11 protein-coding genes are annotated in these 12,281 nt (G+C 66.9%); 8 read left to right on the plus strand and 3 right to left on the minus strand.

Going from position 1 to position 12,281, the window contains the following annotated elements; translation table 11 throughout:
• The first annotated feature begins 4 nt into the window (after nucleotides 1-4).
• The 6 genes from BV908_RS11895 to BV908_RS11920 all read left to right on the plus strand — a co-directional run bounded on the left by BV908_RS11895 (nucleotide 5) and on the right by BV908_RS11920 (nucleotide 9,012).
• Nucleotides 5-1,147, plus strand: coding sequence for a cell division protein FtsZ (locus BV908_RS11895; RefSeq protein ID WP_103738243.1), 1,143 nt, complete (start codon nucleotides 5-7; stop codon nucleotides 1,145-1,147).
• A gap of 8 nt (nucleotides 1,148-1,155) precedes the next feature.
• Entirely contained in the window at nucleotides 1,156-1,530 is a 375-nt protein-coding gene (locus tag BV908_RS11900) for a hypothetical protein (protein ID WP_103738244.1), read from the plus strand.
• Nucleotides 1,531-1,541: 11 nt separating this feature from the next.
• On the plus strand, nucleotides 1,542-4,043 hold the full coding sequence (gene ligA / locus BV908_RS11905; protein ID WP_103738278.1) for an NAD-dependent DNA ligase LigA: 2,502 nt from the start codon (nucleotides 1,542-1,544) through the stop codon (nucleotides 4,041-4,043).
• Nucleotides 4,044-4,055: 12 nt separating this feature from the next.
• On the plus strand, nucleotides 4,056-5,006 hold the full coding sequence (locus BV908_RS11910) for a patatin-like phospholipase family protein (protein ID WP_103738245.1): 951 nt from the start codon (nucleotides 4,056-4,058) through the stop codon (nucleotides 5,004-5,006).
• A 246-nt stretch (nucleotides 5,007-5,252) separates the two neighbouring features.
• Entirely contained in the window at nucleotides 5,253-7,793 is a 2,541-nt protein-coding gene (locus BV908_RS11915) for a transglycosylase domain-containing protein (protein ID WP_103738246.1), read from the plus strand.
• Between the two features lie 16 nt (nucleotides 7,794-7,809).
• Nucleotides 7,810-9,012 carry an MFS transporter gene (locus tag BV908_RS11920; RefSeq protein WP_103738247.1) on the plus strand — a complete coding sequence of 401 codons (1,203 nt, stop codon included), beginning with the start codon at nucleotides 7,810-7,812 and terminating at the stop codon, nucleotides 9,010-9,012.
• Here the strand turns inward: BV908_RS11920 and BV908_RS11925 are convergent.
• Both BV908_RS11925 and BV908_RS11930 read right to left on the minus strand, forming a co-directional pair.
• On the minus strand, nucleotides 9,005-9,553 hold the full coding sequence (locus BV908_RS11925) for an NUDIX hydrolase (protein WP_103738248.1): 549 nt from the start codon (nucleotides 9,551-9,553) through the stop codon (nucleotides 9,005-9,007). The genes BV908_RS11920 and BV908_RS11925 overlap by 8 nt on opposite strands.
• A 70-nt stretch (nucleotides 9,554-9,623) precedes the next feature.
• Nucleotides 9,624-10,319 carry a fumarylacetoacetate hydrolase family protein gene (locus tag BV908_RS11930; protein WP_103738249.1) on the minus strand — a complete coding sequence of 232 codons (696 nt, stop codon included), beginning with the start codon at nucleotides 10,317-10,319 and terminating at the stop codon, nucleotides 9,624-9,626.
• 118 nt (nucleotides 10,320-10,437) lie between these two features.
• Between BV908_RS11930 and maiA the strand changes: the two genes are divergently transcribed.
• Together maiA and pgeF are read left to right on the plus strand one after the other, a co-directional pair.
• Entirely contained in the window at nucleotides 10,438-11,106 is a 669-nt protein-coding gene (gene maiA, locus BV908_RS11935; protein WP_103738250.1) for a maleylacetoacetate isomerase, read from the plus strand.
• A 5-nt stretch (nucleotides 11,107-11,111) separates the two neighbouring features.
• Complete coding sequence (gene pgeF, locus BV908_RS11940) at nucleotides 11,112-11,963, plus strand: peptidoglycan editing factor PgeF (RefSeq protein ID WP_103738279.1); 852 nt, start codon at nucleotides 11,112-11,114, stop codon at nucleotides 11,961-11,963.
• On the opposite strand, the gene BV908_RS11945 is transcribed toward pgeF, so the two are convergent.
• Nucleotides 11,880-12,170, minus strand: coding sequence for a hypothetical protein (locus BV908_RS11945; protein WP_011805318.1), 291 nt, complete (start codon nucleotides 12,168-12,170; stop codon nucleotides 11,880-11,882). The two genes, pgeF and BV908_RS11945, sit on opposite strands and share 84 nt — an antisense overlap.
• Nucleotides 12,171-12,281: the final 111 nt, after the last annotated feature.

The following is a 12,281-nucleotide window of genomic DNA, read 5'->3' on the forward strand; positions in this document are numbered from 1 at the left end:
CACCATGAGCAACTTCCAACTTGGTCTCATCATCGCCGGCGCGCTCGTGCTGATCGTCGTCGTCGCCTACAACGCCTGGACAACCCACCGCAACGCGCCCAAGCGCCCGCGGCCGGCCGAGGCCGATCCCGCGCAGGAGCCGGTGGCGCGCCATGAGCCCGCCTTTGATGGCGCGGTGCTTACCGGCGCGGTGCTTACCGGCGCGGGGCTCACCGGCGCGGTGCTTGCCGGGAGCGGCGCCGAAGGCGAGGCCGAGCCCGGCTTTGACGGCCACGCCGTGGATCTGCGTGATGCGCTGGACCTGCCCGTGCCCACGGCCGAGCGCCGCGGCGGGCTGGATCCGCTGATCGACGCCATCGCTCCCATCGTGGCCGAGCAGCAGGTTTCGGGCGACGCTGCACTCGCCGCCATGCCGCCCACGCGCCGCGCGGGCAGCAAGCCGTTTGCCATTGAGGGGCTGAACGAGGCCACGCGCCAGTGGGAAACGCCTCAGCCGGGCCAGCGCTACCTGCAGTTCCAGGCGGGCGTGCAACTGGCCAACCGCCTGGGTGCGCTCAACGAGATCGAGTTCTCCGAATTCGTCATGAAGGCCCAGGGCTTCGCCGACGCGATCAATGCCGCGCCCGACTTTCCCGACATGCTGCACGAGGTGGCCCGCGCGCGCGAGCTGGACCAGTTCGCCAGCGAGCACGATGCGCAGCTCACCTTCGTGCTGCGGGCGCGCCACGCGGCCTGGAGCCCCGGCTACGTGCAGCAGAACGCCGCACGCCTGGGTCTCGTCGCCGGCGCCATTCCGGGCCGGCTGGTGCTGCCGGCGCAGGGGCCGGGCCTGCCGCCCGTGCTCACGCTGACCTACGACGCGCAGGCCGCCATGTCCGACGACCCCGAGCAGTCCGCCGTGCGGGACATCGTGCTGAGCCTGGACGTGGCCCAGGTCCACCGCTCGCAGCAGCCCTTTGCGCGCCTGCGCGAGGTGGCGGCCGCGCTCGGCGAGGCCATGGACGGCGTGCTGTGCGACCAGAACGGCACGCCGCTGCCTGCCATGACCATGGAGCCCATCGCCGCCGATCTTGAGCAGCTGTACGACAAGCTGGACAGCCGCGAACTCTCGGCCGGCTCCGCGCTGGCGCGGCGCCTGTTCAGCTAGGAAACGGCATGATCGACCTGCGCGCCCATGATGTGCGCTCTTTCCTCCCGGCGCAGGACTTCGCGCTGTCCAAGGCGTTCTACGCGGCCCTGGGCTGCACCCTGGAATGGTCGGACGAAGACTTGGCCCTGTTCCACCTGGGCGGGGCGCGGTTCTACCTGCAGCGCTACTACGTGAAGGAATGGGCGGACAACTGCATGCTGCACATTTCCGTGCAAGACGCGGCCCAGTGTTTTGCAGACGTTTCGCAGCTCATCGGCACGGGCCGCTTTCCTGGGGCCCGCGTGTCCGCGCCGAAGCAGGAACCGTACGGCGCGTGCGTGACCTACGTCTGGGACCCGTCGGGCGTGCTGCTGCACCTCGCCCAATGGGACCGGGCCTGACCCTTTCCGGCATGACTGAACAATCCAGCCTTTTTCCGGCTCCCGCGCCCAAGGGGTCTGCGCTGGTAGCTACAAAAATCAAAGCGCTTCGCGAGCAGCTGAACCGCTGGGCGCACGAGTACTACGTCCAGGACACGCCGAGCGTGCCCGATGCCGAGTATGACCGCGCGTTCCAGCAGCTGCAGGCGCTGGAGGGCGCTTACCCCGACCTGGTGACGCCCGACTCGCCCACGCAGCGCGTGCTGGGCGCGGTGCTGGACGGGCTGACACCGGTGCGCCACCGCGTGCCCATGCTCAGCATCCGCACTGAAACCGACACAGAGGCCAGCGGCGCTAAAGCCTTCGACGCGCGCGTGCGCCGCGAACTGAAGCTGCCGCCCGATGCGCCGCCGGTGGAATACGTGGCCGAACCCAAGTTCGACGGCCTGGCGATGAGCCTGCGCTACGAGGGCGGGCGCTTGGTGCAGGCCGCCACGCGAGGCGATGGCGAGGTGGGCGAGGACGTGACCCACAACGTGCGCACCATCCGCCAGATCCCCCTGAGCCTGCCCGCCGGCGTGCCGCCGGTGCTGGAGGTGCGCGGGGAGGTCTACATGCGCCGCGCGGACTTCAATGCACTCAACGAACGCCAGCGCGAGAAGGGCGACAAGACCTTCGTCAACCCGCGCAACGCCGCCGCCGGCGCGGTGCGCCAGTTGGACTCAGGCATCACGGCGCAGCGGCCGCTGTCGTTCTTCGCCTACGGCCTGGGCGAGGTCACGCCCGCTGCCGAGGGCGGGCCCGACTTCGGCACGCACTTCGGCATGCTGCAGCAGCTCAAGGAATGGGGCTTTCCGGTCGCAGCCCAGGTGCAGATTGCGCAAGGTGCTCCTGAACTCATAGCATTCCATCAGCGTGTGGGGGCCGAGCGGGACGCGCTGCCCTACGACATCGACGGCGTGGTCTACAAGGTCAACAGCCTGGCACTGCAGCGCCAGCTGGGCTTTGTGACGCGCGAGCCGCGCTGGGCCGTGGCCCACAAGTACCCGGCCCAGGAGATGGTCACGCGCGTGGAAGGCATCGACGTGCAGGTGGGCCGCACGGGCAAGCTGACGCCCGTGGCGCGACTCGCGCCGGTGTTCGTGGGCGGCGTCACGGTGACCAATGCCACGCTGCACAACCTGTTCGAGATTCGCAAGAAGGGAGTGCGTGTCGGAGACTCCGTCATCGTGCGGCGCGCGGGCGATGTGATCCCCGAAGTGGTAGGTGTGATGGCGGATCAGCGCATCGGCTATGTGAAGAATTTCCGCATGCCTCTTAAATGCCCCGTTTGCGGGAGCGATGTGATACGGGAGCGGGGGGAGAAGAATTACCTTTGCACAGGTGGACTATATTGCCCTGCGCAGAGAAAAGAGGCGATAAAGCACTTCTCTCGCCGCGGTGCTATGGATATTGATGGTTTAGGTGATGAGATTATCGATGCATTGGTTGAAAAAAATAAAATAAAAGATCTATCAGATCTCTATTATTTAAAGAAGGAAGATATTATTGGATTGCAGCTGGGGAGCGGAAGCGCTCTGCGAGAGTTGTCATCTTCGAATTTAATAAAATCGATAGAAAATTCAAAAACACCGTCGCTAGCTAAATTTTTATTTAGCTTGGGAATTCTGCATGTTGGTGAAGCCACCGCTAAAGCCTTGGCGGATTTTTACGGTTCGTTAGATAATTTTAAAAATACATCCAAGTGGACGCCTCTGCTTATTCCTGACATTGGAGTAGAGGTTTCAAAAGCCATCAATTCCTTCCTGACACAAGAGAGGAATAGGTATGTAATCCAAAGGTTGATTAATGCGGGTGTGAAGCCGAGCGAGAAGCCACCCGCTGCCGCGCAAGTGGTTGATATTCAAATTTTGATTTCAACAATTAAATCTCTGGATTCTTCTGTGGCAATTGGCAAGCCTGATTATCTTGCGGGCTTGGGTAGTAAGACGCTTAAAACGTGGGCATCTTCAATTGAGTCGATAGATGATATTTATCCGAGCCACATGAGTGCGGGCGTTGCTCAAAAAATATGGCGGTGCATTCAGGAGTTGGGTTGGGCGGAAACTATTGGAGAAATCAAGCGACTTGGTGTTACATTTTCAAAAAATGTGATAAATGATATGAAGTCAGGGGTTTCGGATAAGCTGCGTAGAATTCTTAGATCAAGAACTGACCTGACTGACGAGCAAATATCTCTACTCACAGATCGTGAAGGATGGTCTCTAGTATATTCTGTGCAGAAAAAACGGCCTTCCAAGGGGCCTGAGATATGCTTTACTGGATTGTCGGCCTCAGAGCGAGCCACATTGGAGGAGACGGCTAGTAATAATGGATTGCATGTTGCAAGCTCGGTGACGAAAAATCTTATGCTCTTAGTGGCAGGAGAGAATGCAGGGCCGGCCAAGTTAAAGAAAGCTAGCGATCAAGGAGTAGCAGTCATTTCTAAGGAAGAGTTTCTTCATTTCTTGGAAACTGGCGAGATTCCGACATAGCCGAGCTTACCTATGGCCCTGACACGACGTGCACCACGATTAGGCCTTGCGCTGGGCAGCGGCTCGGCGCGCGGCTGGGCGCACATCGGCGTGCTGCAGGCGCTGCGGGAGGAGGGCGTGCGGCTGGACGTGATCTGCGGCTCCTCCATCGGTGCGCTGGTGGGCGCGGCCTACGCGGGGGGCGAACTGGAGCGCTTTGCCGACTGGGTGCAGGGCCTGGGCCTGCGCGATGTGTTCGGCTTCATGGACTTCAATCTGTCGGGCGGCATGCTCAAGGGCGAAAAGCTCATCGCCTTCTGGCGCCGCAACTTCGCCGATTTCGACATCGACGCCTCGCCGCTGCCCTTCGGCGCGGTGGCGACCGACCTGCACTCGGGTGCCGAAGTCTGGCTGCGCCACGGCTCCATCGCCGACGCGGTGCGCGCTTCCATCGCGCTGCCGGGCCTGTTCACCCCCGTGAACCACACCGACGGGCGGCTGCTGGTGGATGGCGGACTCGTCAACCCCGTGCCCGCATCGCTGGCCCGCGCCATGGGTGCGGACATCGTCATCGCCGTGGACCTGAATTCCGACATCCTGCACCGCCACATGCATCCGCTGGCGGTGGTGCGCGAGCCGCAGGCCTCCGTGCCCACGGATGCGGCGCCGGTCCCCGGGCCGGAGCCGGTGCCCGAACCGCTGGTCAGCACCGACTGGATGCGCCGCCTGAAGTTCTGGGCGCCCGCCAGCGGCGAGGCGCCGCCCCCCAAGCCATCGGCGCTGGACGTGATCATGACCAGCGTGAACATCATGCAGATGCGCATCACCCGCAGCCGCATGGCGGGTGACCCGCCCGAGGTGGTGATCGCCCCGCGCCTGGCGCATTTGGGCCTGCTGGACTTTCACCGTGCCAGCGAAGCCATTGCCGAGGGCCGGCGCGCCGCCCATGCCAGCCTGCCGCAGTTGCGCCAGTTCATGGGCTGACGCGGTGGCGCGGGCCACCGGGCGGTCGTCGGCATCCGTACAGCGGCCCAGCCTCGCGCGGGATTGGCGGTATAAAGCAGGCCCGGCCCGTCGCCAGGCGCCGCGGCTGGTGCGGCGACCGGCGCGGCGGCGCGTGTTCTGCCTGCCGCGCATGGCCGGGCACCCCTGTCTACGCATTGCTTCTGAATTCATAGCTGCTAGCGCTTGCTGATCAAGCGCTACAGGCCATTTTTGCCCATAAATTACATGGATCTTTCCACGACCCTGCGAGCCCGCTGGGCCCGCCTGCGGCCCGCGCTGGCGCAACTGTTGCATCGGCCCGAGCGCTGGCTGTCCGCGCATGGCCTGGTGTGGCTGCTGGCGGCGCTGGCGCTGGCCGGCGTGCTGTATGTGCTGGCGCTGATCCCGTTCACGCCGGGGATCAGCGACATCCGCAAGGCCAAGAGCGACCAGCCTGCGCAACTGGTGTCCGCCGACGGGCGGCTGCTCGCCGAGTACCGGTGGGTGAACCGCGAATGGGTGCCGCTGGAAACCATCGCCAAGCCCGTGGTCGATGCGCTCATCGCCACCGAGGACCACCGTTTCTACGACCACTTCGGCCTGGACTGGCGGCGCACGCTGTCGGCCGTCGTGCGCACCGTGGGCGGCGACAAGCAGGGCGGCTCCACCATCACCCAGCAGCTTGCGCGCAATCTCTACCCCGAGGACATCGGCCGCGCGCCCACGCTCACGCGCAAGATCAAGGAGGCGATCACCGCGTTGAAGATCGAGTGGCTGTACTCCAAGGACGAGATCCTGGAGACCTACCTGAACACGGTGCCCTTCCTCTACAACGCCTACGGCATCGAGATGGCGGCGCGCACGTACTTCGACAAGTCGGCCGACAAGCTCAACGTGCTGGAAAGCGCCACGCTCATCGGCATGCTCAAGGGCACGGCCTACTACAACCCGGTGCTCAACCCCGAGCGCGCGCAGGCCCGGCGCAACACCGTGCTGGCGCAAATGGCCAAGCGGGGCAAGCTCTCGCAGACGGAATACGAGCGGCTGATCAAGCGCCCGCTGCGCATCCGCTTCGAGCGGCAGGCCGAGGTGGCGGGACTTGCACCGCACCTGGCGCAGCAGCTGCGCCGCCAGCTCATCGACTGGGCCGACCGCAACGGCTACAGCCTGTATTCCGATGGGTTGGTGATCCGCACCACCATCGACGGGCGGCTGCAGGAGATGGCCAACCGGGCCGTGCAGCAGCAGGGCCGGGCGCTGCAGGGCGTGGCCGACGGTGCGTGGGCGCCGCGCAGCGCCTGGGGCCCCAAGAGCCCGTTGGTGCAACAGCTGGTGCGCGAGTCGCCCCAGTACGAAAAGGCGGTGGCCGCGGGTGCCGCGCCCGAGGAGGCACTGCGCGAGCTGCTGGACGACGGCAGCTTCCTGCGCACGCTGCGCGAGTCCAAGACCCGCGTGCAGGCCGGCTTCATGGCCATGGACCCGCGCAGCGGCGCGGTGCTGGCCTGGGTGGGCAGCCGCGACTACGCGACCGATCCGTTCGACCACGTGCAGGCCGCACGCCGCCAGCCGGGCTCCACCTTCAAGCCCTTCGTGTACGGCGCGGCCTTCGCGATGGGACTGCAGCCGACCGACACGCTGCTGGACACCGCGGTGGAGATCCCCCTGGGTGGCAAGCGGGTCTGGCGCCCCACGGACGGCCGCACGCCGCCCAGCGAGGAGCCCATGACGCTGCGCGACGGGCTGGCGTACTCCAAGAACACCATCACCGCACAGCTCATGCAGAAGGTGGGGCCGGCGCGCGTGGTGCAACTGGCCCGCGCCATGGGCGTGCGCGAGTCCGAACTGGAGGCCGTGCCCGCGCTGGCGCTGGGCACGAGCTCGGTCACGCTCAAGGAGATGGTCGCCGCCTACGGCACCATCGCCAACGGCGGGCGTTACCTGGCGCCCCGGGTCATCACGCGCATCGAAGACAAGGACGGCAAGCTGCTGGAGGAATTCAAGCCTGCATCGCCCGAGCGCGCGCTGGACGTCACCGCCGCGCAGCAGCTGCGCGACGCGCTGCGGGGCGTGGTGGACAAAGGCACGGGCGCGGCCATCCGCAGCCGCTACGGCATCACGGCGGACGTGGCGGGCAAGACCGGCACCACGCAGGACAACACCGACGGCTGGTTCATCCTGATGCATCCGCAGCTTGTCGCGGGGGCCTGGGCGGGTTTCAACGACGGGCGCATCACCCTGCGCAGCGACTACTGGGGGCAGGGCGCGCACAGTGCGCTGCCCATGGTGGGCGACGTGTTCCGCCAGGCCCTGCGCGCCAAGGTCATCGATGCGCGCGAGCGCTTCGTGGATGAGGAGGAAAGCTCCTGGATCGGCTCGGCCGCAGGCACGCTGCGCAACTGGGTCTATGACCTGTTTGGTCGTCCCACGGGTGAGCAGGCCGGCCCGGCGGGCGCTCCGGCGCCGCAGCCCGAACTGCCGCAGACGCCGGCGCCGGCCGCCAGCGCCCCGCCGCCGGAAGAGCGCCCCGAGATCACGGATGCGCCCCTTGTGCCGCTGCAGGAGGTCACGCCCCGCCCCGCGCCGGCCGAGCCGCCGGTGTGGGTGACCGAGCCGGATGCACCGTTGCCGGTTCCGCCAGCCGCTGCTCCGGCGGCGCCCCCGGCGCCACCCGGTGCCGGCCCCACCGTGCCGCAGGTCGTTCCTGGCGTGGTGGTCGATCCCGTGCAGCGTGGCGTGGTCGTACCCCGGCCGCAGGACAACGCGCCGTTCTTCGTCGAAACCCGCTGACCACGGCCCCCTTGGCATGCAGACGCCGCTCCAACCCTCGCCAGCGCGCATCCCCGCCGCCGTATGGGCGCTGGGCCTGGTGAGCATGCTGATGGACATCTCGTCCGAGATGATCCACAGCCTGTTGCCGATGTTCATGGTGGGCGCGCTGGGCATGTCGGCCTTCGCGGTGGGCCTCATCGAAGGTCTGGCAGAAGCCACGGCGCTGATCGTCAAGGTGTTCTCGGGCACGCTCAGCGACTATCTTGGCAGGCGCAAGGGGCTGGCGTTGCTGGGCTATGGGCTGGGGGCGGTCACCAAGCCGCTCTTTGCGCTGGCTTCGGGCGTCGGCTTGATCGTGACGGCGCGCCTGATCGATCGGGTGGGCAAAGGCATCCGCGGCGCACCGCGCGATGCGCTGGTGGCCGATGTGACCCCGCCGGAGATTCGCGGTGCCGCGTTCGGCCTGCGCCAGTCACTGGACACGGTGGGCGCCTTCGTCGGGCCGCTGCTGGCCGTGGGCCTGATGCTGTTGTGGGCCAACGACTTTCGCGCCGTGTTCTGGGTGGCGGTGGTGCCGGGCGTGCTGTCGGTGGCCGTGCTGGCCTGGGGCGTGCGCGAGCCTGCGTCCCAAGGGGGCGTGCGCCGCACCAACCCCATCCGGCGCGAGAACATCCGCCGCCTGGGGCCCGCCTATTGGTGGGTGGTGGCCGTGGGTGCGGTGTTCACGCTGGCACGTTTCAGCGAAGCCTTCCTGGTGCTGCGCGCCCAGAACATCGGCATACCCATGGCACTCGTGCCCCTGGTGATGGTGGCCATGAACCTGGTGTATGCGGCGGCGGCCTATCCATTTGGCAAGCTGTCGGACCGCGTGAGCCACACGCGGCTGCTGGCCTGGGGCCTGGTGGTGCTGATCCTGTCGGACGTGCTGCTCGCAACGGCCCAGCACTGGACCCTGGTGATTGCCGGCGTGGCCGTATGGGGCATTCACATGGGCATGACGCAGGGCCTGCTGTCGGCCATGGTGGCGGACGCGACTCCGGCCGACCTGCGCGGCACGGCCTATGGCGTGTTCCACCTGGCCAGTGGTTTGGCCATGCTGGTGGCCAGCGCGGTCGCCGGGTTGCTGTGGGATGCCGTGGGGCCGGCGGCCACGTTCTGGGCCGGCGGTGTGTTTGCGGCGCTGTGCCTTGCGGGTCTCGGTTGGCGCAGCGCAGGGGCTGGCCGCTTGCTCAGGTGATGTCGATGCAGTGCATGCCGAAGCGCCCCGCGCGACGGTCGGCAAAGAACTGCTCCAGCGTGTGCTTGACGGTGCGAAACGCGATCTCGTCCCAGGGGATTTCGTCCTCGGTGAACAGGCGTGCCTCGATGGTCTCGTGGCCAGGGTCGAAGCGGTCGCTGAGCAGCGTGGCCAGGTAAAAAAGGTGCACCTGACCCGCCTGCGGCACGTTCAGCAGCGAAAACAGCGGGCCCATCTGGATTTGCGCGCCCGCTTCCTCGTCGGTCTCGCGCGCGGCGCCCTCGACGGTGGTCTCGTCCAGTTCCATGAAGCCGGCCGGCAGGGTCCACTTGCCTCGGCGCGGCTCGATGTTGCGCTTGCACAGCAGCACGTGGTCCCCCAGTACCGGCACCGTTCCCACCACCATCAGCGGGTTTTCGTAGTGGATTACGTTGCAACTGGGGCAGACGGCGCGCTCGCGCGTGTCACCGTCGTCGGGCACGCGGTAGACCACGGCCGTTCCGCAGGCGCGGCAATGCTTGATGGGGCGGCGGAAATTCATCGTTGTATGAATAAAAAACGGCTGCAGCGCTTATGGGGAAAGCGCTAGCAGCTATTTTTATGATAGTGAATCAGGCCACGGCCACGCGCAGCGTGCCCAGGCCGTCGATGCCGCCTTCCAGCACGTCGCCGCGCACCACCGCGCCCACCCCCTCGGGGGTGCCGGTGAAGATCAGGTCGCCGGGCTGCAGCTCCCATGCGGCGGACAGGTGTTCGATGGTCTCGGCGATGTTCCAGATCAGCTGGCCCACGCTGCTGCGCTGGCGGTCCGTGCCGTTGACCTGCAGCCAGATGGCTGCTTGCTGCACGTCGCCCGCCTGCGCCGCGGGCGTGATCGGGCCGATGGGCGCGCTGGCCTCGAAGCCCTTGCCGATGCACCAGGGGCGGCCCTGCTTCTTCATCTCGCCCTGCAGGTCGCGGCGCGTCATGTCCAGGCCCACGGCGTAACCCCAGATGTGCGACAGCGCGTCGGCCGCGGCGATGTGCTTGCCGCCCTTGCCGATGGCCACCACCAGCTCGATCTCGTGGTGCAGGTCCTTGGTCAGCGTGGGGTAGGGCATCTGGCCGGTCTCGCCCGGGTTCACGGGCAGCACGGCGTCGGCGGGCTTCATGAAGAAGAACGGCGGCTCGCGGCCGGTGAAGCCCATTTCCTTGGCATGCTCGGCATAGTTGCGGCCCACGCAGTAGATGCGGTGCACGGGAAAGCGCTGGGCAGAGCCCACGACGGGCACGCTGGCCTGCGGTGCGGGAGGGATCACATAGCTCATGGTTCTCTCGGTGGTAGCGGCGGTGTGAAGGGATGAAGCAGTGTGCCACGGCGCGGCGCCGCGCAGGGGCTGTGGCCCGCATTACGCCCGGCGCCGGCTTGGCTTATGCTGCGGCCGCATGAAGCTCTACAACTACTTCCGCTCCTCGGCATCGTTTCGCGTGCGCATCGCGCTGGAAGTCAAGGGCCTGCCCTATGACTACCTGCCGGTCCACCTGGTCAAGGCAGAGCATTTGGCGCCCGGCTATGCCGACCGCGTGGGTGACACGCTGGTGCCGGCGTTGCAGACCGATGACGGCCACCTGCTCACGCAGTCGATGGCGATCATCGAATATCTGGACGAGACCCACCGCGAGCCTGCGCTGCTGCCGGGCGACGCGCTGGCACGCGCGCGCGTGCGGGCGCTGGCGCAGATGGTGGCCTGCGAGATCCACCCCCTGAACAACCTGCGCGTGCTCAAGTACCTCAAGCACCAGCTGCAGGTGGAAGACGCCGCCAAGGACGCCTGGTACCGCCACTGGGTGCGCAAGGGCCTGGAGGCGTTCGAGCGGCAGCTGGTGCTGCTGGACGGTGAACGCCAGGCCGCCGGGCTGGCACCCTCGCGCCTGTGCTGGGGCGATATGCCCACGCTGGCCGACTGCTGCCTGGTGCCGCAGATCTTCAACGGCCGGCGCTTCCATGTGGACATGGACGGTCTGCCGCGCACGATGGCCGCGTTCGACGCATGCATGGCGCTGCCGGCGTTCCAGCGCGCGCAGCCGTCTGCCTGCCCGGACCACGAGGCCTGAAACCCGTGGCACAGACCGCTCCCTCCGCAGTTCCGCACGACTGGCTGGCTCCGGACTGGCCCGTGCCCGCCCGGGTACGTGCGCTGTGTACCACGCGCAACGGCGGCGTGAGCGCGCCGCCCTGGGACAGCTTCAACCTGGGCCGCTTCGTGGGCGACGACCCCGCCGCCGTGCAGGCCAACTGGGCTGCGCTGCAGGATGCGCTGGGTGCTGGCGGTTCCGCGGTACGGGCGGTGTACCTGCGCCAGGTGCATGGCACGGCAGTGCAGCCGCTGGACGCGCACACGCCCGACGGGCTGGACGCCGATGGCTGCACCACGCAGGCCGCAGGCGTGGCCTGCATCGTGATGGCGGCGGATTGTCTGCCGGTACTGTTCACCAACCGCGCGGGTACGCGCGTGGCCGCGGCGCATGCGGGCTGGCGCGGTCTGGCCGCGGGGGTGTTGGAATCGACCTTGGAATGTTTCAGGCCCCTAGCGCAGGCAGCGCAAGCGCGAGCAGCTATTGAAAACGGAGCGACGGAGGATGCGGATGACGTAATGGCCTGGCTGGGGCCCTGCATCGGCCCCGAGGCCTTCGAGGTGGGCGCGGAGGTGCGCGAGGCCTTCTGTGCGCAGAATCCGCGGGCGGCCGTGTACTTTCGCCCGCATGCCAGCGATGGCAAGTGGCTGGCGGACCTGGCCGGGCTGGCACGCCACCGCCTGCGCGCCTGCGGTGTTACGGCGCTGTACGGCAACGACAGCACCAGCGCCTGGTGCACGGTGGCCAATCCGTTACGGTTCTTTTCGCACCGGCGGGACACCGCCCGGCTTGGCAGCAGCGGGCGCATGGCCGCCTGCATCTGGCTGGCCGCCTGAGGCGGCTTCCACCTCGGCCTGCTGCCGGGCGCGCAGCGCGCGCTTTCGCCCGGGCGTGCCCAGGATGTAGAGCACGATGGACATGGGCAGCAGCCCGTACAGCACGAAGGTGACGCTGGCGCCCAGCGCCGTGCCGTTGGCGGACGTGGCCTCGGCCAAGGCCATCAACACGGTGACATACAGCCATGCGATAACCACCAGGTACATGATCGATTCCGAAAGGGCAAAGCGGCGATTGTGGCCGGCTTGCCACGGCGGCGGAAACCCAAAGCCCTGCGAATGCGCTGCAGTTTTCTGCGGCACCGCCTGCTGGGCAAC

Origin of the sequence: Diaphorobacter sp. LR2014-1 (genome assembly GCF_002916785.1) — a bacterium.
Classification (GTDB): Bacteria; Pseudomonadota; Gammaproteobacteria; order Burkholderiales; family Burkholderiaceae_C; genus Diaphorobacter; species Diaphorobacter nitroreducens.

What these genes read in the sequence shown, in the direction of transcription:
- BV908_RS11895 (WP_103738243.1), top strand. Translation starts at nt 5, where the DNA reads ATGAGCAACTTCCAACTTGGTCTCATCATCGCCGGCGCGCTCGTGCTG.
- BV908_RS11900 (WP_103738244.1), top strand. Translation starts at nt 1,156, where the DNA reads ATGATCGACCTGCGCGCCCATGATGTGCGCTCTTTCCTCCCGGCGCAG.
- ligA (WP_103738278.1), top strand. Translation starts at nt 1,542, where the DNA reads ATGACTGAACAATCCAGCCTTTTTCCGGCTCCCGCGCCCAAGGGGTCT.
- BV908_RS11910 (WP_103738245.1), top strand. Translation starts at nt 4,056, where the DNA reads ATGGCCCTGACACGACGTGCACCACGATTAGGCCTTGCGCTGGGCAGC.
- BV908_RS11915 (WP_103738246.1), top strand. Translation starts at nt 5,253, where the DNA reads ATGGATCTTTCCACGACCCTGCGAGCCCGCTGGGCCCGCCTGCGGCCC.
- BV908_RS11920 (WP_103738247.1), top strand. Translation starts at nt 7,810, where the DNA reads ATGCAGACGCCGCTCCAACCCTCGCCAGCGCGCATCCCCGCCGCCGTA.
- BV908_RS11925 (WP_103738248.1), bottom strand. Translation starts at nt 9,553, where the DNA reads ATGAATTTCCGCCGCCCCATCAAGCATTGCCGCGCCTGCGGAACGGCC.
- BV908_RS11930 (WP_103738249.1), bottom strand. Translation starts at nt 10,319, where the DNA reads ATGAGCTATGTGATCCCTCCCGCACCGCAGGCCAGCGTGCCCGTCGTG.
- maiA (WP_103738250.1), top strand. Translation starts at nt 10,438, where the DNA reads ATGAAGCTCTACAACTACTTCCGCTCCTCGGCATCGTTTCGCGTGCGC.
- BV908_RS11945 (WP_011805318.1), bottom strand. Translation starts at nt 12,170, where the DNA reads ATGTACCTGGTGGTTATCGCATGGCTGTATGTCACCGTGTTGATGGCC.